The sequence below is a fragment of the Marichromatium sp. AB31 genome, assembly GCF_003718685.1.
GTDB classification, from domain to species: domain Bacteria; phylum Pseudomonadota; class Gammaproteobacteria; order Chromatiales; family Chromatiaceae; genus Marichromatium; species Marichromatium gracile.
In genome coordinates this window covers 13,256-33,313 of the sequence record NZ_RHFI01000001.1, presented here as the reverse complement: position 1 = coordinate 33,313, position 20,058 = coordinate 13,256, and the positions used below count along the sequence as shown (strand labels likewise).

18 protein-coding genes are annotated in these 20,058 nt (G+C 67.8%); 8 read left to right on the top strand and 10 right to left on the bottom strand.

Going from position 1 to position 20,058, the window contains the following annotated elements; translation table 11 throughout:
- Nucleotides 1–42: 42 nt before the first annotated feature.
- Nucleotides 43–657: an FMN-dependent NADH-azoreductase gene (locus tag EBL84_RS00135; RefSeq protein WP_123138967.1), complete on the bottom strand. Its 615-nt coding sequence runs from the start codon at nucleotides 655–657 to the stop codon at nucleotides 43–45.
- Between the two features lie 112 nt (nucleotides 658–769).
- Between EBL84_RS00135 and EBL84_RS00130 the strand changes: the two genes are divergently transcribed.
- Complete coding sequence (locus EBL84_RS00130; RefSeq protein WP_123138966.1) at nucleotides 770–1,669, top strand: LysR family transcriptional regulator; 900 nt, start codon at nucleotides 770–772, stop codon at nucleotides 1,667–1,669.
- 35 nt (nucleotides 1,670–1,704) lie between these two features.
- Here EBL84_RS00130 and EBL84_RS00125 read toward each other — a convergent pair whose 3' ends face one another.
- The 8 genes from EBL84_RS00125 to EBL84_RS00090 all read right to left on the bottom strand — a co-directional run bounded on the left by EBL84_RS00125 (nucleotide 1,705) and on the right by EBL84_RS00090 (nucleotide 11,994).
- Complete coding sequence (locus EBL84_RS00125) at nucleotides 1,705–3,681, bottom strand: choline BCCT transporter BetT (RefSeq protein WP_123138965.1); 1,977 nt, start codon at nucleotides 3,679–3,681, stop codon at nucleotides 1,705–1,707.
- Between the two features lie 110 nt (nucleotides 3,682–3,791).
- Nucleotides 3,792–5,237: a TrkH family potassium uptake protein gene (locus EBL84_RS00120; protein ID WP_123138964.1), complete on the bottom strand. Its 1,446-nt coding sequence runs from the start codon at nucleotides 5,235–5,237 to the stop codon at nucleotides 3,792–3,794.
- A gap of 39 nt (nucleotides 5,238–5,276) precedes the next feature.
- On the bottom strand, nucleotides 5,277–6,392 hold the full coding sequence (locus tag EBL84_RS00115) for a glycosyltransferase (RefSeq protein WP_123138963.1): 1,116 nt from the start codon (nucleotides 6,390–6,392) through the stop codon (nucleotides 5,277–5,279).
- 129 nt (nucleotides 6,393–6,521) lie between these two features.
- Nucleotides 6,522–7,379, bottom strand: a complete 858-nt coding sequence (locus tag EBL84_RS00110) for a glycine betaine ABC transporter substrate-binding protein (RefSeq protein ID WP_123138962.1) — start codon at nucleotides 7,377–7,379, stop codon at nucleotides 6,522–6,524.
- 151 nt (nucleotides 7,380–7,530) lie between these two features.
- Nucleotides 7,531–8,994 (bottom strand): hypothetical protein, encoded by a 1,464-nt coding sequence (locus tag EBL84_RS00105; protein WP_123138961.1) that lies wholly within the window; start codon nucleotides 8,992–8,994, stop codon nucleotides 7,531–7,533.
- Entirely contained in the window at nucleotides 8,991–9,836 is an 846-nt protein-coding gene (locus EBL84_RS00100; RefSeq protein WP_123138960.1) for a glycine betaine ABC transporter substrate-binding protein, read from the bottom strand. The genes EBL84_RS00105 and EBL84_RS00100 overlap by 4 nt, the downstream gene beginning before the upstream one ends.
- A gap of 89 nt (nucleotides 9,837–9,925) precedes the next feature.
- Nucleotides 9,926–10,771 (bottom strand): proline/glycine betaine ABC transporter permease, encoded by an 846-nt coding sequence (locus EBL84_RS00095; protein WP_123138959.1) that lies wholly within the window; start codon nucleotides 10,769–10,771, stop codon nucleotides 9,926–9,928.
- Complete coding sequence (locus tag EBL84_RS00090; RefSeq protein ID WP_123138958.1) at nucleotides 10,768–11,994, bottom strand: glycine betaine/L-proline ABC transporter ATP-binding protein; 1,227 nt, start codon at nucleotides 11,992–11,994, stop codon at nucleotides 10,768–10,770. Before EBL84_RS00090 ends, EBL84_RS00095 begins: the two co-directional genes overlap by 4 nt.
- Before the next feature lie 344 nt (nucleotides 11,995–12,338).
- On the opposite strand from EBL84_RS00090, the gene hslV reads away from it, so the two are divergent.
- From hslV to EBL84_RS00055, 7 genes are all read left to right on the top strand, one after another.
- The gene (hslV, locus tag EBL84_RS00085) at nucleotides 12,339–12,884 is read left to right on the top strand and encodes an ATP-dependent protease subunit HslV (RefSeq protein WP_062271602.1); all 546 of its coding nucleotides are present in this window, start codon (nucleotides 12,339–12,341) and stop codon (nucleotides 12,882–12,884) included.
- Nucleotides 12,885–13,028: 144 nt separating this feature from the next.
- Nucleotides 13,029–14,363, top strand: coding sequence for an ATP-dependent protease ATPase subunit HslU (gene hslU, locus EBL84_RS00080; protein ID WP_123138957.1), 1,335 nt, complete (start codon nucleotides 13,029–13,031; stop codon nucleotides 14,361–14,363).
- A 46-nt stretch (nucleotides 14,364–14,409) separates the two neighbouring features.
- Nucleotides 14,410–14,772, top strand: coding sequence for a gamma-butyrobetaine hydroxylase-like domain-containing protein (locus EBL84_RS00075; protein ID WP_123138956.1), 363 nt, complete (start codon nucleotides 14,410–14,412; stop codon nucleotides 14,770–14,772).
- 128 nt (nucleotides 14,773–14,900) lie between these two features.
- A complete protein-coding gene (gene ubiE, locus EBL84_RS00070; protein WP_123138955.1) occupies nucleotides 14,901–15,650 on the top strand; it encodes a bifunctional demethylmenaquinone methyltransferase/2-methoxy-6-polyprenyl-1,4-benzoquinol methylase UbiE in 750 nt (249 codons plus the stop codon).
- The gene (locus EBL84_RS00065; RefSeq protein ID WP_123138954.1) at nucleotides 15,647–16,288 is read left to right on the top strand and encodes an SCP2 domain-containing protein; all 642 of its coding nucleotides are present in this window, start codon (nucleotides 15,647–15,649) and stop codon (nucleotides 16,286–16,288) included. The genes ubiE and EBL84_RS00065 overlap by 4 nt, the downstream gene beginning before the upstream one ends.
- A complete protein-coding gene (gene ubiB / locus EBL84_RS00060) occupies nucleotides 16,285–17,934 on the top strand; it encodes a ubiquinone biosynthesis regulatory protein kinase UbiB (protein ID WP_123138953.1) in 1,650 nt (549 codons plus the stop codon). The genes EBL84_RS00065 and ubiB overlap by 4 nt, the downstream gene beginning before the upstream one ends.
- 114 nt (nucleotides 17,935–18,048) lie before the next feature.
- A complete protein-coding gene (locus EBL84_RS00055) occupies nucleotides 18,049–18,801 on the top strand; it encodes a bifunctional 2-polyprenyl-6-hydroxyphenol methylase/3-demethylubiquinol 3-O-methyltransferase UbiG (protein ID WP_123139322.1) in 753 nt (250 codons plus the stop codon).
- Here EBL84_RS00055 and EBL84_RS00050 read toward each other — a convergent pair.
- Entirely contained in the window at nucleotides 18,798–20,000 is a 1,203-nt protein-coding gene (locus tag EBL84_RS00050; RefSeq protein ID WP_123138952.1) for a hybrid sensor histidine kinase/response regulator, read from the bottom strand. The genes EBL84_RS00055 and EBL84_RS00050 overlap by 4 nt on opposite strands.
- Nucleotides 20,001–20,058: the final 58 nt, after the last annotated feature.

Here is a 20,058-nt window from a genome sequence, read left to right as displayed (position 1 = left end):
GCGGCGCGCGTCGATCAGTCGGCGGTGGCCTGGGGGGCCATCTCAGTGCACCAGCTCTGCGGCCAGAGCCTGTACCTGCTCGGTGGCCCGGGCGATGCTCGCGCGACGGGGCTGGTCACCGAGATTGAGTCCCTCGGCATAGATCAGGCGCACGTCGTCGATGCCGAGGAAGGGCAGCATGCTCGTCAGATAGGCCGCGACCGTGTCCTCGGGGCTGTCGCGGTGGATGCCGCCACGACTGAGCAGGGCCACCGCGCGCTTGCCCTCGAGCAGCCCGACCGGCCCCTGCTCGGTATAGCGGAAGGTCTCGCCGGCGCGGGCGACGTGATCGAACCAGCTCTTGAGCTGCACGGGGATGGCGAAGTTGTACATCGGTGCGCCGATCACCAACAGATCGGCCTCGCGCAGCTCGGCGATCAGTGCGTCGGATCGCGCGACCCTGGCCTGTTGGTCGGCGTCGCGCTGCTCGGCGGGGGTGGCGAAGGCGGAGACGCCGGCGGCGTCGAGCGCGGGCAGTGGTGTGGCGGCGAGGTCGCGATGGGTGATCTCCAGCGCCGGGTGGTGCGCGCGCAGGGCGTCGACGAGGTGTGCGCCGAGGATGGTCGAGACGCCCTGGGCGGCGAACAGGCTACTGTCGAGATGGAGGATCTTGTTCATGGTGTCCGGCTCCGGTCGGTGATGCAGAGAGGCTTTCAGTTCAGGATAGAGCTGGATTTCGTCGTCTTTCATGCGAATATTCGCGCTTTCCCATCAAGAATTTAGATCAGTCATGTCCAAGCCCCCACGCACCTCGCTCGAACACTGGGCCATGCTCCAAGCGGTGATCGATCACGGCGGGTTCGAGGCGGCAGCCGAGGCGCTCGGGCGCAGCCAGTCGGCGATCAGCTATGGCATCAAGCGCCTGCAGGAACGATTGCCGGTGGCGTTGCTCGAGCAGCGCGGTCGGCGCAGCCTGCCGACCGCTGCCGGTGAGCGCTTGCTGCGTCGTTCGCGGGTGTTGCTCGAAGAGGCGCAGCGTCTCGAACGGCTGGCCGCGACCCTCGCCGAGGGCTGGGCGCCCGAGGTGCGGCTCGCGCTCGATGCCGTGGTGACGCCGCAGGCGCTGGTGGTGGAGGCGCTCGCGGCCTTTGCCGGCGAGGCGCCGCAGATCAGGGTGGAGTTGATCGAGTCGGTGCTCTCCGGGGCGAGTGATGCACTGTTGCAGCGTCGGGTCGATCTGGCGATCACCCCGCTGGTGCCGCCGGGGTTTCTCGGCGAGGCGCTGATCGAGGTCGAGTTCGTCGCCGTCGCCCACCCCGAGCACCCGCTGCATCGGTTGGGACGGACGCTGGGGATCGCCGATCTGCGTCAGCACCGTCAGGTGGTGGTGCGCGACAGCGGACAGCAGCAGATCGATCGCGGCTGGCTGGGGGCGGATGCGCGCTGGACCGTCTCGCAGCTGGAGAGCGCGGTCGCGCTCATCCGCCGGGGGCTGGCCTTCGCCTGGATCCCGCGGGCCGCGATCGCCGCGGCGCTGGCGAGCGGCGCGCTGCGCGAACTCGATCTGGTGGAGGGCGGACGCTATCGGGTGACCCTGTATCTGGTGCACGCCGAGCACGATGAGGCGGGACCGGCGGTCGATGCGTTGACCCGCTCGCTGTTCGAGGCCGCCGCACGCGTGGCGGATTAGATCGCCGCCGGCCATGGGGCCGGCGGCGGGACGGGTCAGCGCAGCAGGTGCAGGAAGTGCATGTGCTTGTGGTACTGGCTGATGATGTCGTTGATCACCGCCTCGCGCGACCAGCCCATCACGTCGTAGTCCTGACCGCCCTCGCCGAGGTGGATCTCGGCGCGGTAGTAGCGCTGCTCCTCGGGCGCGTCCTCGGCGGAGAACTCGGGCTGGATGAAGGCCGGCTTGATGTGCGAGCGGCTGCGCACCTCGTAGATGAAGTCGACCTCCTCGCCGAGCATCACGATCAGTCGCACCCGATCACGCTCCTCGTCGAGTTCGACGGCGGTCTCGAGGTCGTGCTTGCGCAGCTCGTTGGCCACCGCCTCGCAGGCGGGCCGGGCGATACGACGCATGAAGCGGCGCACGTTCTCGCGGCTGGGCGCGTCCATGATGGTACCGAGTCGGTCCTGCCAGTCGCCGAGTCGCTCGCTGGGGACGATCGGGGCCACGTTCATCTGCAGGCTGTCGCGCTTGGCCGCGTCCACCCTGAGCGCCTTGAGCAGGCCGAAGGTGGCGATCAGCAGCACCACGGCGAAGGGCAGCGCCGAGGCGATGGTCATGGTCTGCAGCGCGCCGAGTCCGCCGGCCACCAGCAGCACCGCGGCGACCACGCCCTCGCCCGAGGCCCAGTAGATGCGTTGCCACAGCGGGGTGTTGTCGTGACCGTTGGAGCAGAGCATGTCGACCACCATCGAGCCCGAGTCCGAGGAGGTGACGAAGAACACCACCACCATCACCGTGGCCACCACCGAGAGCACGCCCGACATCGGGAACTGCTCGAGGAAGGCGAACAGCGCCAGGGTGACATCGCTCGAGACGGTGTCGCCGAGACTGGTCAGCCCCTCGTTGAGGATCATGTTGATCGCCGAGTTACCGAAGAAGGTCATCCACATCAGGGTGAAGCCGCTGGGGATGAAGAGCACGCCCATGGCGAACTCGCGGATGGTGCGACCGCGCGAGACACGGGCGATGAACAGCCCGACGAAGGGCGCCCAGGACAGCCACCAGCCCCAGTAGAGGATGGTCCAGCCGCCGATCCAGTCGGTCTTCTCGTAGGCGTAGAGGTTGAAGGTGTTGCGCACGATGTCAGAGGCATAGGAGCCGACGTTCTGCACGAAGGCCTGGAGCAGGAACACCGTGGGGCCGGCGAGCAGCACGAAGGCGAGCAGCAGCACCGCCAGGCCCATGTTGAGCTCGGAGAGCCGACGGATGCCCTTGTCGAGGCCGGTGGTGACCGAGATGATCGCCAGCAGGGTGACGCCGGCGATCAGCAGCACCTGGACACCGACCCCGACCGGGACGCCGAAGAGGTGGTTAAGCCCGGAGTTGACCTGGAGCACGCCGTAGCCGAGCGAGGTGGCCACACCGAACACGGTGCCGACCACCGCGAACACGTCGACGGCATGACCGATGGGGCCGTAGATACGGTCGCCGATCATCGGGTAGAGCGCCGAGCGCAGGGTCAGCGGCAGGCCGTGACGATAGCTGAAGAAGGCCAGGATCAGCGCCACGATGGCATAGATCGCCCAGGCGTGCAGACCCCAGTGGAAGAAGGTGATCTTCATCGCCTCGCGCGCGGCGGCGACGGTGGCGCCGTCGCCGACCGGCGGCGAGAGAAAGTGCATCACCGGCTCGGCCACGCCGAAGAACATCAGCCCGATGCCCATGCCGGCGGAGAACAGCATCGCGAACCAAGTGGTGTAGGAATAGTCCGGGCTGGAGTGATCCGGTCCGAGCTTGATCTCGCCGTAGCGCGACAGTCCCAGGAAGGCGACGGTGATCAGGATCACCGCTACCGTCAATACGTAGAACCAGCTGGCGTTGTCGACGATGCCCTGCTGGAGGTGCTGCAGCCAGGCGTCGGCGGTCTCAGGAAAGGCCGCTGCGATCACCACCATCAGGATGATCAGGGCGGAGGCGGTATAGAAGACTGGAGGGTTGAGTCGGGCTTTTTCTGGAGTGGATTGCATTCATTACCCTTTGGGGTCTTCGGTTTGCAGTCCGATAAGAGTAAATGCAATCGCGTCTGACGGGCAGTCTGGAGCACGTTTCGTGGTGTTTTGGTGGTCTTGCGCGTCGTTCAGCGTCGCCAGAAGGCGGGCGAGAGGATCACCAGGATGGTGAGGACTTCCAGTCGGCCCAGCAGCATCGCGACGACGGCGATCAGCTTGCCGAGATCGCTGACCGTGGCGAAGCTGGTGGCGACCTCGCCGAGTCCGGGACCGAGGTTGTTGATGCTGGTGGCCACCGCGCTGAAGGCATCGAGCGGAGCGAGCCCGGCATGGATCATCAGCAGGGTGAGCAGGGCGAAGGTGGTGAGATAGAGGGCGAAGAATCCCCACACGGACCGTGCCAGTCGCGAGTCGACGGTGCGCCCGCCGAGACGCAGCGGCAGCAAGGCGCGGGGGTGGATCTGCTGGCGGATCTCCAGCAGCCCCTGCTTGACCATCAGCAGCACGCGCAACACCTTGATGCCGCCGGCGGTGGAGCCGCCGCAGCCACCGATGAAGCTGATATAGATCAGCAGGATCGGCAGGAAATCCGGCCAGTGGGCGAAGTCGACGGTGCCGAAGCCGGTGCTGGTGACCACCGAGACGACCTCGAACAGCGCATCGCGCAGGCTCTCGTCGAGTCCCTCGTAACCGCCCTCGAGGCGGAGCACCACACCGATCAAGAGTACACAGCCGAACACCAGCGCGAGGAAGGCGCGGGTCTCGGCATCACGCAGATAGCGCATCGGCTCGCGGCTGCTCCAGGCCGCGTAATGCACCGCGAAGTTGATCGCCGCGAGCAGCATGAAACAGACCGCCACCGTCTCCACCGCCGCGCTGGCGAAATAGCCGATGCTGGCGTCATGGGTCGAGAAACCGCCGGTCGAGAGCGTCGAGAGGCTGTGGCAGAGGGCATCGAAGGGCGTCATTCCGGCCAGCCAGTAGGCCAGGGCGCAGGCCAGGGTGAGTCCGAGATAGAGCGTCCACAGGGTGCGCGCGGTCTGGGTCAGGCGCGGGGTGAGTTTCTCCTCCTTGAGCGGTCCCGGGGCCTCGGCGCGATAGAGCTGCATGCCGCCGATGCCGAGCAGCGGCATCACCGCCAGCCCGAGCACGATCAGTCCCATGCCGCCGAACCATTGCAACTGCTGACGATAGAAGAGCAGCGCGCGGGGCAGGGTGTCGAGCCCGCTGATCACCGTCGCGCCGGTGGTGGTGACCCCGGAGGTGGACTCGAACAGGGCGTCGACCGGTGCCAGCCCGAAGCCCTGGTGCAACGGCCAGGCGCCGAGCAGGCTGAGCAGGATCCAGAACAGCGCCACCACCAGATAGCCGTCGGCGACGCCGAGGGTGCGCGCCTGGTGGCGCCCACCGAGCCAGAGCAGGGCGCCGAGCCCGATCGAGCCGAGCATCGGCCAGAGGAAGTGGCGCCACTGCGGCTCGCCGTACCACAGCCCCACCGCGATCGGGGCGAGCAGGGTGAGACCGAACAGCAGCGCGTAGACCCCGACGATGGCACCGATCAGTGGCAGTCGCATGGGCGTGGTCTCCGCTGGTTTGGCCGCGTGTGCCCCGGCTCAGCCGGCGAGCCCGAGCACCTCGAGATAGTGTGCGGCACTGCGCTCCTGACGATAGGCCGCGACCGCCCGGCGCAGGGTCGCCGGCGGCAGCGGCGCGTCCAGGGTCGCGGTCATGGCGCGTGCCAGCGCCTGATCGTCGCCGACCGCGACCAGCGGACCGTAGCGACCGCCATCGAGCAGTTCGCGCGGACCGCTCGGGCAGTCGGTGGCCACCGACGGCACGCCGAGCGCGAGCGCCTCGGTGAGCACGTTGGGCGAGCCCTCCCAGGCCGAGGAGAGCACGAACTGCCGGGCGCGGGCGATGAAGGCGTAGGGATTGTGCTGGAAGCCGGGCAGGGCGACCGCCGCGCCGATCCCCAGTTCGCGGGCGAGGCGCTCGAGTCGTGCCCGGCCACCGCCCTCGCCGAGGATCATCAGCCGGCACTCGGGCCGTTCGGCATGAACTCTGGCGAAGGCGCGCAACAGGGTCGGGAAGTCCTTCTGGCGCTGTAGCCGCCCGGCGCCGAGGATCACCGGGGGGGCGGCGTCGGCGAGCCAGGGATGGGGGCAGGGCGCGGCGGCCTGCTCGGCCAGCTCCGGGGTGATCACCGGGTTGCGGATCACGCCGATGCGCGCCGGCTCGAGCCGGGCGATCCGCGCGGTGTCGGCCGCCACCCCCTCGGAGACGGCGACGATGCCGTCGAGCCGGGGATAGAGGACGCGGATCGGGGCATAGCGCAGCCAGCGCGCGAGCGCGCCGCGCTCGGCCATGGCGGTCGAGAGATGGGTGCCGAGCCGCAGCACCAGCCGGGTGTCGGTGCCGGCGAGGGCGCGGGCGATCACCGCCGCACGCCCGGCGCGGTCCTTGGCCGCGAGCAGGGCCGCGGGACGACGGCGGCGCAGATAGCGCGCCAGCGCCGGGATGGCCAGCTGGGTGTGATCGACGCCGAGGCGGATCTGTCGGACCTCGGGCGGGAGACGTTCCAGGTGCGGACCCTCGGCACGCACCAGCAGCAGCTCGACCGGCTGACCGAGATCGACGAGACCACGGATCAGGTTGACCAGCATGCGCTCGACCCCGCCGCTCCCGGAGAAGGAGGCGAATACGGCGAGCACGGGCTTGGGGTGGGGCATGGCGCGAGATCCTGGGCTGGGGATGGGGCGGAGGTCTCGCGCGAGACGGGTCCGCCGTCCGGGGCCGGACGCCCCGGACGGCGATCATGATACCCGAGCCGGTGAGCGGCTCGGGTCGGTCGGCGTGGCTCAGGGCAGCCAGGCCTCGACCACCTCGGGGTAGGTCTCGACCCAGCGGCGGGCGTTCTCGTAGGGATCGGCGCGCTTCTCCTCGTTCCACGCCATCAGCTCGCCCATCTGCTCCGGGGTCCAGTGGAAGTTGTCGAGCACCGCATAGGCCTCGGGCAGGTCCTCGGCCAGTCCCTTGCGCACCACGGTGTGGATGCGCTCGACGCCGCCGTAGATGTTCTCGGGGTCGGCGAGATACTTCAGCTCATGGGTCGAGAAGATCCAGTGCGGGGTCCAGCCGGTGACCACCACCCAGTCGCCGTCCTCGATGGCGTCACCGAGCACCGCGGTCATGATCGGGCCGGAGCTCTCCACCAGCTTCATGTCCTCGAGCCCGTAGGTCGCCATCATCTGCTCGGTGCGGCGCATGATGCCGGTGCCCGGCTCGATGCCGATGATCTTGTTGTCGAAGCGCTCGGCGCTGTCCTTGAGCTCGGCGATGGTGTCGATCTCGACATAGCTCGGCACCACCAGGCCCACCTGGGTGCCGATGAGGTTGGGACCGAGGTCGTCGATGCGATCGCGCACATTGTCGTAATAGTTCTGTTGGGTGGTCGGCAGCCAGGCGGCGACCATGCCGTCGACATCGCCCTCGGCGATCGCCTGCCACATGGCGCCGACCGCGACCGAGCGGATGGTGACGTCATAGCCGAGGTCCTCGAGCACCACCTTGATCAGGTTGGTGCTGGCGATCTCGGTGGTCCACTCGCCGTAGACCAGTTCGATCTTGCCCTTGGAGCCGGCGAAGGCGCCGCTGGAGAGCAGCGCGCAGAGACCGAACAGGACGAGGCTGGGGAGGGTGAGGCGGGGTTTATCCATACTGCGAATCAATCCTTCAGGTTGAACGACGCGCCGTCACCGCACGCGCGGGACGCGTTGCGCGGAGCCGGGGGCGTGGGGGAGGGAATGCGAAGCGGGGGAGTTGCAAGCGGGTTGTCGGACGGGCGTCGCGCGCCCGTCCGGGTCGGCATCAGAAGTAGTAGCCCAGGTTCAGGGTGAACCGGTAGTTCCACTCGTCGTTGCCGTTGGCGCCGAAGTCGCCGACGCCGTAGATGCTGCCGTAGTTGTCCTGCAGCCCGTTGCCGGCGTCGTTGCCGACGAAGTAGTTGCCGTTGGAGTAGGCCAGGTCGCTGTAGATGTACCAGCCGCCGCTGGCCCAGGCGGCACCGACGGTGATCAGGTCGCTGTTGTTGAACTCACCCTCGTCCTTGATGATCGAGCTGTACTCGACATAGGGCAGCACATAGTCGAGCCAGGGCAGGTTCGGGGTCTCGTGCTTGTAGCTCAGCGACACCGCCGGGACCCACGCCTTGCTGGCCACCGGCCAGGCGAAGTCGAAGGCACCCATCGGGATCAGGGTGTCGGTCCCCCAGGGGTTGTCGGCGTCGATGTCGTACTCGTAACGGGTCAGCTGGGTGGCCAGGGTCCAGTTGCGGTAACGATTGACCATGTGCGCCGAGGCCGCCCAATGGCTGCCGTCGTCGGCGCGCTGGCCCTTGAGCTGGCCGTACTGCAGCGATACGCCGAGGTCGGTGGGGATGGCGGCGTCGGTGAGGTGGTAGATGGCGCGCAGGTTGAACTGGTGGCGCTCCTCGTAGCCGTTGTTGGCGCCGCCGTAGGTGACGTTGCCGTTCTCGTCGACCGACTCGGTCCAGCGCACCGGGTCGTAGCTGTAGCGGGCGCTGTCGAGGCTGCGACCGAAGTAGTTCCCCTCGCTGGCGGCGTAGTAGCCGACATCGATCGTCCAGTTGTCGATGTCGGTGGTGTACTTCACGCCCAGATCCATGTCGTCGGCGAGTCCGACATAGTAGTGCATGTCGAACATGTAGCTCTGCGACACGCCGAAGGGGCCGGGACCGAAGGGCACCCGGTTGACGCCGACCTTGAGCTCGCTGTCGTCGGCGAAGCGGTAGCCGAGCCAACCGGTATGGAGGAAGTTGTAACTCTCCCGGGTGCCGGCCGGATACCAGCGGTACTGGAACTCGCCGATGAAGTTGTTGTAGTCGAGCGAGAGCTCGAGGCGGAAGGTGTCGAACTCGACGTTGCCGCCGTTGCCGCCACGGTTGGGGGCGTTGTCGAGGCCCTCGTAGCTGCCGAGGACGTAGTTGGCGCGCAGCGCGCCGCCGACGGTGACCGGGCCGAGCTTGATGCTGCGGTCGGCCGGCTCGGGTGCTGCGGTGGCGAGACGCTGCTCGGCCTCCGCCGCCTGCTGCTCGGCGGCGACGGTCTCGGAGCGGGCGGCGGCCAGCTCGCGCTGGGCCGCGGCGAGTTGGCGCTGCAGCTCGGCGATACGGCCTTCGAGGGCTGCGGCATCGGTGGTCGCGGCCGTCGCCGGCAGGGCGCTCAGCGCCCCGCCGAGGGCGAGCAGCGCGAGCGAGGCTCGCGCGCCCGGCTGGGGCAGGTGGTTGCTGTTATTGGTCTTTTTCTTGATCACGGTTTCCAGCTCTCAACAGTCTCTGCGTTCTCTTCGACCCAGCGGCGGGCGTTCTTGTAAGGATCGGCGCGCTTTTCCTGGTTCCACACCATCAGCTCGGCCATCTGTTCCGGGGCCCAGTGGAAGTTGTCGAGCACGGCGTAGACCTCGGGCATGTCTTCCTTGAGCCCCTTGCGCACGATGGTGTGGATCTCTTCCTCACCGCCGTAGATGCCCTCGGGGTCCTCGAGGTACTTCAGGTCGTACTGGGCGAACATCCAGTGCGGGGTCCAGCCGGTGATGACGACCCATTCGTTGTCGTCGATGGCATCGCCGAGCACGGCGGTCATGATCGGGCCGGTGCCCTCGACCAGGGTGATGTCCTCGAGCTCATAGCGCTCGATCGCCAGCTCGGTCTTGCTCATGATACCGGCGCCGGGGTCGATGCCGATGATCTTGTTGTCGAAGCGCTCGGCGGCGTCGTCGAGTTCGGCGATCGAGTCGATCTCGACATAGCTCGGCACCACCAGGCCGATGCGGGTGCCCTCGAGGTTGGGGCCGAGGTCCTCGACGTCGTCGGCGACCTTCTCGAGATAGTGCATGTGGGTGGTGGGCAACCAAGCGGCGACCAGCCCGTCGACGTCGCCGGTTCCCACCGCCTGCCACATGGCGGCGGCCGAGACCGGGGTGATCTTGACGTCATAGCCCAGGTCCTCGAGCACCACCTTGACGACATTGGTGCTGGCGATCTCGGTCGACCATTCGACGTAGGCGAGTTCGACCTCGCCCTTGTCGGCGGCCAGTGCCGGGGTGACGAGCGCACTCAATGCCGTGGCGGCAGCGGTCAGGGTGAATCGGTTCATGGTACGGACTCCTCTGGTTTTGGTGGATGGCACATCATCGATGTGTCGTGGCGCCCCGTCCCTGGGGCACCGGTCGGCATGCGCCGCAATCAGCCCGAGGTCTGGCGGTTGTCGCGGGTGATGCCCTGGGTGATGCGGTCGAGCACCATCGCCAGGATCACCACCGCGAGCCCGGCCTCGAAGCCCATGCCCGCCTCGTTGCGCTGGATCGCGCGCCAGACCTCGCCGCCGAGGCCCTGGGCGCCGATCATGGCGGCGATCACCACCATCGAGAGGGCGAGCATGATGGTCTGGTTGATGCCGGCCATGATGGTCGGGATCGCCAGCGGCAGCTGGACCTTGCGCAGCTTCTGCCAGCGCGTCGAGCCGAAGGCGTCGGCCGCCTCGACCAGGTCGGAGGGCACCTGACGGATACCGAGGGTGGTGAGACGGATCGCCGGTGGCATGGCGAAGATCACGGTGGAGAACACCGCCGCCACCGGACCCAGGCCGAAGAAGGGGATGGCCGGGATCAGATAGACGAAGGCGGGCATCGTCTGCATGAGATCGAGGATCGGGAAGATGATCCGGTAGCCTGTCTGCGAGAGCGCGGCGAGGATGCCGAGCGGGGCGCCGATCAGCACTGCGATCAGGGTGGCGATGATGACCAGCACCAGAGTCTGCAGGGTCGGCTCCCACAGCCCCAGGTTCCACAGCAGCAGGAAGCCGGCGAGGGTGCCGATGGCGGTCTTGACCCCGGCGAGGCGCCAGCTCAATGCCGCGAACAACAGGATGGTGAGCCATGGCGGCAGCCACATCAGGCCGTCGACTGCGCCCTCGATGCCGGTCTCCATGACATCGGAGACGACCTTGGTGGCGGTGGCGAACTGATCGGTGAGGGCGTCGAGACCGTCGTCGATCCAGTCCGAGAGGGGAAGGCGTGGGATCTCGATCATGCGGCCTCCTCGGCGCTGTCTTCGCTGCTGCTGTGCTCGGCTAGGCCCTGGAGCAGCGAGGCGCGGACCACCTGACCCTTGAGTTTGCCCTCGTCGTCGACCACCGGGGCCGGCATCGGGCTCTGCGCGAGCGGCGCGAAGAGGTCGCGCACCGGGGTGTCCGGCGAGACCGGGTCGGCGCACGGCTCGAGGATCTCCTGGATGCTGCGTTCGCCGCGCTGCACCGCCGCCAACGCGGCCTCGTCGCGCACCATGCCCTGGAGCTTGAAGTCACCGCTGACCACGAACAGCGCGCTGAGGTTCTGCTCGTCCATCTTGCGCAGTACGGTGCGCGGCCCGTCGGTGAGGAAGGCGACGTTGCGCACCCGGTGCATCACCGCGCTGGCGGTCAGCACCTTGGTCTTGTCGACCTCGGCGACGAAGCGCTCGACATAAGCGGTGGCCGGGTCGGAGAGGATCTCCTCGCCGGTGCCGACCTGCTCGATGCGCGCGTCCTTCATCAGCACGATGCGGTTGCCGAGATAGAGCGCCTCGTCGAGGTCGTGGGTGATGAAGACGATGGTCTTCTGCAGCCGGTTCTGCAGCGCCAGCAGCTCCTGCTGCATGTCGCGACGGATCAGCGGATCGAGCGCGGAGAAGGCCTCGTCCATCAACAGCACATCAGGGTCGACTGCGAGTGCGCGGGCCAGTCCGACGCGCTGCTGCATGCCGCCGGAGAGCTGGTCGGGACGGGCGTCCTCCCAGCCCTCCAGCCCGACCTGACGCAGTGCGGCGATCGCCTTCTCGGCGCGTACCTCGGGCGCCACGCCCTGGATCTCGAGACCGTATTCGACGTTCTCGCGGATGGTGCGGTGGGGGAACAGGGCGAAGTGCTGGAAGACCATGCCGAACTTGCGTCGGCGGGTCTCGAGCAGCTGGTGGTGATCGAGTCCGACGATGTCCTCGCCGTCGATCAGGATCTCGCCCCGAGTCGGTTCGTTGAGCCGGTTGAGACAGCGGATCAGGCTCGACTTGCCGCTGCCCGAGAGTCCCATGACGACCAGGATCTCGCCCTCGTAGACATCGAAGCTGGCATCGGCGACGCCGACCGTTTGCCCGGTCTTCTCGAGAATGGTTTTTTTGTCGGCGCCCTGGGCGAGCAGCTCCAGGGCCTTCTCCGGCTCGTCGCCGAAGATCTTGGTGAGACCGCGCACGGCGATCTTGATGGATTGTTCTGCGGGCATGGCCCCGATGGTCCTTGACGGATAGATTGATGTGTGAGCACCCGAGGGCCACTCACGGCTTTTGATCGCGGCATGGTGTCGCGCGTACCCCGACCGACCGGGGTGCTTGTGGCACCGTCTCCGGCGGGCGTCGGGGCGATGGTTGATGTTCTGCCGGGGGGTTTCCGGCTGACAGACATTTTCCAACCCTAACAGACTGTTGCGTGTGCGCGCAACCATCCGGGACGGTGTTCGGGGGCGGTTTTGGGGTGGTTTTCGGCCTCGTTGTGTGTGTCGCGCGCGCGGATCGGCAGCGCTTGGCTGGTGACGTAGAATGAGGGCTTTGAACGAGCGGAAGGATGGCTATGACGAGCTTTCGCGGTACAACGATCCTCTCCGTGCGACGCGGCGGCAAGGTCGTGGTCGGCGGTGACGGGCAGGTCTCACTGGGCAACACGGTGATGAAGGGCAACGCGCGCAAGGTGCGGCGGCTCTATCATGGCCGGGTGCTGGCCGGTTTCGCCGGCGCCACCGCCGACGCCTTCACCCTGTTCGAGCGCTTCGAGGCCAAGCTGGAGAAGCACCAGGGCCACCTCACCCGCGCCGCGGTGGAGATGGCCAAGGACTGGCGCACCGACCGCATGCTGCGCCGTCTCGAGGCGTTGCTCTGTATCGCCGACGCCGAGACCTCGCTGATGATCTCGGGGACCGGCGACGTGATGGAGCCGGAGCACGACCTGATGGCGATCGGTTCGGGCGGGGCCTTCGCCCAGGCCGCGGCGCGCGCGCTGCTCGAGAACACCGAGCTCGATGCCCGCGAGATCGTCGAACGGGCCTTGAGTATCGCCGCCGATATTTGCATCTATACCAATCACAATCTGGTGCTCGAGGAACTCGACGCCCAGGCGTGAGTGTCCCGGCGCCCTGGCGCAACCTGCCCGGGGAGCGGAGAATGGCCGCTCGACCGGGCGCGGGAGGTCTCCGCGGCCCCCGTCCCCTTCGCGCTCACCCGCCGTGCCGTCTCGCGGAGGCGGCCCACCCGATGGACAGGCTCAATGTCGGAAATCACCCCACAACGCATCGTCGCCGAGCTCGACAAGCACATCGTCGGTCAGCACGAGGCCAAGCGTGCCGTGGCCATCGCGCTGCGCAATCGCTGGCGTCGCTCCTGCATCGAGGAGCCGCTGCGCTCGGAGATCACCCCCAAGAACATCCTGATGATCGGCCCCACCGGCGTCGGCAAGACCGAGATCGCGCGTCGGCTGGCGCGTCTGGCCAATGCGCCCTTCCTCAAGGTGGAGGCCACCAAGTTCACCGAGGTCGGCTACGTCGGGCGTGATGTCGAGTCGATCGTGCGCGATCTGGTCGATATCAGCATGAAGATGGCGCGCGAGCAGGAGATGGCCAAGCTCGCCGACCAGGCCGCCGCCGCGGCCGAGGAGCGCATCCTCGATGCGCTGCTGCCGCCGCCCTCGGGCTTCGAGCAGGACAGTCGCGCCAGCGCGCCGAGCTCGGCCACCCGCGAGAAGCTGCGCACCAAGCTCCAGGCCGGCGAACTCGACGGGCGCGAGATCGACATCCAGGTCTCCGCCACCCCGCACGGGGTCGACATCATGGCCCCGCCGGGGATGGAGGAGATGACCAACCAGCTCCAGGGGCTGTTCCAGAACCTCGGTCAGGGGCACCAGCAGCGGCGCAAGCTGCGTATCGGTGAGGCGCGCAAGCTGCTCGAGGAGGAAGAAGCGGCCAAGCGGGTCAACGACGAGGATCTCAAGCTGCGCGCCATCGACAATGCCGAGCAGCACGGCATCGTCTTCATCGACGAGCTCGACAAGGTCACCCGCCGGGGCGAGGGCGCGAGCAGCGCCGACGTCTCGCGCGAGGGCGTGCAGCGCGATCTGCTGCCCCTGGTCGAGGGCAGCACGGTGTCGACCAAGTACGGCGCGGTGCGCACCGATCACATCCTCTTCATCGCCTCGGGGGCCTTCCATCTCGCCAAGCCCTCCGACCTGATCCCCGAGCTGCAGGGTCGGCTGCCGATCCGCGTCGAGCTCAAGGCGCTCGACAGCGACGACTTCGTGCGCATCCTCACCGAGCCCGACGCCTCGCTCACCGGCCAGTATCGCGCCCTGCTCGCCACCGAGGGGGTGAACCTGGAGTTCACCGAGGACGGCATCCGCCGTATCGCCGAGATCGCCTGGCAGGTCAACGAGCGCACCGAGAACATCGGCGCGCGGCGCCTGCACACGGTGCTCGAACGGCTGCTCGAGGACATCTCCTTCAACGCCTCCGAGCTCGACCGCGTCACCGTCACCGTCAACGCCGCCTATGTCGACGACAACCTGTCGGGGCTGGCCGAGGACGAGGATCTCTCGCGCTACATCCTGTGATCGATCGCGTCGGGCGCCCGGCGCGCCCGACCCTGGAGGCCCAGCCATGCCCGTACCCACCGAACTCAATCTCCATCGTCAGTCGCGCGTGCTCGAGGTGAGCTTCGACGACGGCGCGCGCTTCGCGCTGCCCTGCGAGTATCTGCGCGTCTACTCGCCCTCGGCCGAGGTGCAGGGGCACAGCCCCGAGGAGCGCATCCTCGTCGTCGGCAAGGAGGAGGTCGCCATCGACCGCATCGAGCCGGTCGGCAACTATGCCGTCTGTCTGCACTTCGACGACGAGCACAACACCGGGATCTACTCCTGGGACTATCTCTACCAGCTCGGTGCCGAGCAGGCCGAGCGTTGGCAGACCTATCTCGACGAACTCGCCCAGTCCGGACATGTCCACAAGGATCGTTCGAACTGACTGATATGACGGCCACGCGCCGGCGGTCCCCGGGCCGCCCGGAGCGCCCTCCGGCAGCGGCCCGGGGGCCCCGATCGGCGCCGGCCTTTGGTGTAAACTAGCCGCCGATTCGACAGCAGGGACACACTATGTCCGACCAGAAGACCACCCATTTCGGCTATCAGCAGGTGCCGATCGAAGAGAAGGCCGCGCGCGTGCGCGAGGTCTTCGACTCGGTCGCCACCCGCTACGACCTGATGAACGACCTGATGTCGCTCGGCATCCATCGGCTGTGGAAGCGCCACACCATCGAGCTGGCCGGCGTGCGTCGCGGTCAGCGCGTGCTCGACCTCGCCTCGGGCACCGGCGACCTGGCCGATCGCTTCGCCGCCATCGTCGGCCCCGACGGTCAGGTGGTGATGTCCGACATCAACGCCGCGATGCTCGGCGAGGGGCGCAAGCGGATGCTCGATCGCGGGCGCGTCGGCAACATCCAGTACTCGCTGATCAACGCCGAACAGATCCCCTTCCCCGACGACTACTTCGACTGCGTCACCATCGGTTTCGGGCTGCGCAACGTCACCGACAAGCAGAAGGCGCTCGGCGAGATGCAGCGCGTGCTGCGGCCCGGCGGTCGGGCGCTGGTGCTCGAGTTCTCCCACCCGCTGACCAAGCCGCTGGGCCGTGCCTACGATCTCTATTCGTTCTCGGTGCTGCCCACCCTGGGCAAGCTGGTGACCAACGACCCGGGCAGCTATCGCTATCTCGCCGAGTCGATCCGCATGCACCCGGACCAGGAGACGCTGCGCGGCATGATGGAGACGGCCGGGCTCGAGCGTTGCGAATACTTCAACCACAGCGGTGGCATCGTCGCGATCCACCGGGGATACAAGTTGTGAGCGAAGGCATCCAGATTCCCGACGCCCTGCTCGCGGTGATCGAGCAGGCGCTCAACCGCTACATCGCCCTCGACCCCGAGGGTCAGGCCGGGTTCGCGGCGCTCGAGGGGCGGATCATCGCCATCGAGGTCAAGGGCTTCGGCACCCGGGTGACGGTGCTGCCGGGGCAGCGCGGGCTGCAGCTGTTCGGGCTCTACGATGCCGAGCCCGATTGTCTGATCCACGGCACCCCGCTGGGGCTGGCGCGCATGGGCATGGCCGAGCGCAAGGCCGCCCAGCTGATCTCCGGCGAGGTCGAGATCGAGGGCGACACCGCGCTGGCGCAGTCCTTCAGCCAGGCGCTGGCGCACCTCGACGTCGACTGGGAGGAGCAGCTCGCGCGCGTCCTCGGCGACCCCTTCGCCCACCAGCTCGGCAACCGTGCGCGCGCCGCCGCCGACTGGCGCGAGCGTGCCTCCGAGACGATGAACGCCAACCTCAGGGAGTACCTGCAGGAGGAGCGGCGCCTGCTGCCGACCCGCTATGAGGTCGAGGCCTTCCTCGAGCAGGTCGACATCCTCCGCGACGATGTCGAGCGGCTCGCCGCCCGCATCGAGCGACTCACCACCCAGGCAGCGGACCTCGGCACCCAGCAATGATCGGACCCCGTCAGGCGTTACGCCTCTTTCGCATCAACTGGGTGCTGCTTCGCAACGGACTCGACGAGGTCATCCTCGCCACCCATCTGCTCCGCCCGCTGCGCTGGTTGATCTATCTCACCCCCTGGTACTGGTTGCGCGGCGAGCTGCCGCCCTATCCGGCACGGGTGCGCCAGACCCTCGAGGACCTGGGGCCGATCTTCGTCAAGTTCGGCCAGATCCTCTCCACCCGTCGCGACCTGCTGCCCGACGACCTGGCCGTCGAGCTGGCCAAGCTCCAGGACCGGGTGCCGCCCTTCGGCGGCGATCAGGCGCGGGTGCTGATCGAGCGCGCCTGGGGCTGTCCGATCGAGGACGTACTCGATGAGTTCGACCCCGAGCCGCTGGCCTCGGCCTCGATCGCCCAGGTCCACACCGGGCGTCTCAAGGACGGTCGCGAGGTGGTGGTCAAGGTGCTGCGTCCGGGCATCGACCGGGTGATCCGCCAGGATCTCGGCTTGATGTATACCGTCGCCCAGCTCGCCGAGCGCTACTGGGCCGATGGCCGGCGGCTGCGTCCGGTCGAGGTGGTGCGCGAGTACGAGAAGACCATCTACGACGAGCTCGACCTGCAGCGCGAGGCGGCCAACGCCTCACAGTTGCGCCGCAACTGGCAGGGCAGCGAGATGCTCTACATCCCCGAGGTGTTCTGGGACTGGACCCGCTCCAACGTGATGGTGATGGAGCGCATCTACGGCATCCCGGTGAGCAACGTCGAGGAGATCAAGGCGCAGGGCGTGAGCATGAAGCAGCTCGGCGAGCGCGGGGTGGAGATCTTCTTCACCCAGGTGTTCCGCGACAACTTCTTCCACGCCGACATGCACCCGGGCAACATCTTCGTCGAGCCCTCGGGGCGCTACATCTCCATCGACTTCGGCATCGTCGGCTCGCTCACCACCGAGGACCAGCGCTATCTCGCCGAGAACCTGCTCGCCTTCTTCGAGCGCGACTATCGTCGGGTGGCCGAGCTGCACGTCGAGTCGGGCTGGGTGCCGCCGGGGACCCGGGTCGACGAGTTCGAGTCGGCGATCCGCACCGTCAGCGAGCCGATCTTCGAGAAGCCGCTGGCCGAGATCTCCTTCGGTCACTTCCTGGTACGGCTGTTCCAGACCGCACGGCGCTTCAACATGGAGATCCAGCCGCAGCTGGTGTTGCTGGAGAAGACCCTGCTCAACATCGAGGGGCTGGGGCGTCAGCTCTATCCCGAACTCGACCTCTGGACCACCGCCAAGCCCTACATGGAGCGCTGGATGAAGGAGCGCGTCGGGGTCAGCGGGCTGGCCGAGCGCACCAAGCGCAACGTGCTCTCGATCGCCGACCAGACCCCCGAGCTGCCGCTGATGGCCTATCGCATCCTCAGCAGCTACGACCGCCGCTTGCGTCTGGCCGAGTCGAGCCACGAGATCAACGCCGAGCGCGCCCGTCAGGCACGCACCAGCGGCAATGCCATCCGCGCCATCGGCGGCGCCACGGTGCTCGTTTGCGGCACCCTGGTGCTGTTGCTCGGCCCCGGCCACTGGCTGCAGGAGGGCGTCGGCGTGGCCCTGGTGGCGCTGTGCTATCTCTCCGGGATCTGGCTGTTCGCGAGCGCCTCGCGTCGGGCCTGAACCGGCGGCGCTGAGACGCTGTGGAACACGGGACGCCCGCGCCGCGGGCGTCCCGTTGTTCGTTCATCCCCGGCGGCCATGCGTGCCGCCGCGCGCAGGAGCGACGACTGCCTCATGGTCGACACCAACCGTTACGGGCCATTGGCCGCCCGGGTCTATCACCTCGACAAGCCCATCGGGCGTTCCTTCGGTGACATCGAATACTATGCCGAGCGCCTGGCCGAGTGCCCGGGGCCAGTCCTCGAGCCGGCCGTCGGCAATGGTCGGGTGCTGATCCCGCTGCTGGAGCGCGGGCTCGACGTCCGTGGCGTCGACACCTCGGCGGAGATGCTCGCGCACTGTCGCGAGGCGTGCGCGACGCGCGGTCTGTCGGCACCGCTCGAACGGCAGGGCTTCGAGGACTTCTCCTCAGCCCTCGCGTTCGCGGCGATCATCGTCCCCGCCGGCTCCTTCCAGCTGATCACCGATCCCGGTCGGGCGCGTGCCGTGCTGCGCCGCTTCCGTGCCGCGCTGCGTCCGGGTGGGCGACTGATCCTCGATCTCGAACCACTCTCGGCGCTGACCGCGCCGCCCGGCGCGGCGCGCCACTGGCGCGATGGCGCGGACCTGCTCACCCTGACCGAGCAACGGGTGGAGACCGATCCCGTGCGCCAGACGACCTGCTCCCAGCTCCGCTACGAGCTGTGGCGCGACGGCGCACTGGTCGCCACCGAGATCGACCTGTTCGCGCTGCGCTTCTGGGGGATACTGGAGTTCGAGCTGGCGCTGCGCGAGGCCGGGTTCGAGGCGGTCGAGGTCGCTGTCGATTATCGCCGCGGCGCCGCGCCGAGCGCACAGGCCGGGATGTTCACCTTCGAGGCGCGCTAACCGCCTTGGAGCCCGTGACCGGCCGGGCCGGGCACAGGCTGTCCGCGTCCGAGCCGCACGGCGAACCAGAAGGTGCTGCCTCGACCCGGCTCGCTGCTGCAGCCGGCGCCGCCGCCGAGTCGCTCGGCGATCTTCTTGACGGTCACCAGGCCGAGCCCCGAGCCTTCGTGGCGCCGGCTCATCGAGTTGTCGGCCTGCTCGAACAGGTTGAACAGACGTGCTCTCACCTCGGGGCCGAAGCCGACCCCGGTGTCGGTGACGGTGAAGCAGACCCTCAGGGCCTCGTCACTGCGCTCCTCGATCTGCATGGCGATCTCGATGCTGCCGTGTTCGGTGAACTTGATGGCATTGTCGAGATAGCAGTGCAGGGCGTGACGGATCCACTCGGCATCCCCGCTCACGGGCTCGTTCAGTGCCGCCACCCGGGTCTCGACGCTCAGTCCCTTGGCGCCGATCCGCGTTCGCAGCGGTGCGACGACCTCCTCGACCAGTGTCGCCGGGTCGAGCGGTTCGGGGTGGGTGGCGAGCATTCGCGAGTCGAGTTCGGTGACGCGCAGGACCGCATCGAACATGCCGGTCAGGCGATGTGCCGAGTCGACCACCTGATCGATCCAGGCGTTGCACTTGGGATTGTCGGGCTGGGTCTGGATGAGCTGCAGCAGACCGACGATCTGGTGCACCGGGGTGCGCATCTCGTGCGACATGTTGTGCAGGAAGTTGCTCTTGGCGCTGTTGGCCGCCTCGGCTGACTCCTTGGCCCGTTGCAGCTCGCCGGTGCGTTCGGCGACCTTGCGTTCGAGTGACTCGTTGAGTGCGAGCAGCGCCTGCTCCTGCTCCTTGAGCGCGAGCTGCAGGGCGATGCGTGATTCGAGCACGTCGAGGTTGACCGGCTTGTGGATGAAGTCGGCCGCGCCGCTGCGCAGGGCATCGGTCTCGCTCTCGGCGGTGTTGGCGGCGGTGACGAAGATCACCGGGATGGCCTGGGTGGCGGCATCCTGTTTCAGTCGCGCGAGGACCTCGTAGCCGTCCATGCCCGGCATCTTCACGTCGAGCAGGATCAGTGCCGGACGCTGGGCGTGGGCGAGCTGCAGTGCCTCCGCGCCGGAGGTCGCGGCGAGCACCTCGAAGCCCTGCATCAGGCGCTTGCCGATCACCAGGATGTTCTCCGGTGCGTCGTCGACGATCAGGATGGTCTTCACGCTGCGGCCTCGTGTCGTGTCCTGGTCCAGGGACGTCACCTGCCTCGTGCCGCCAGGT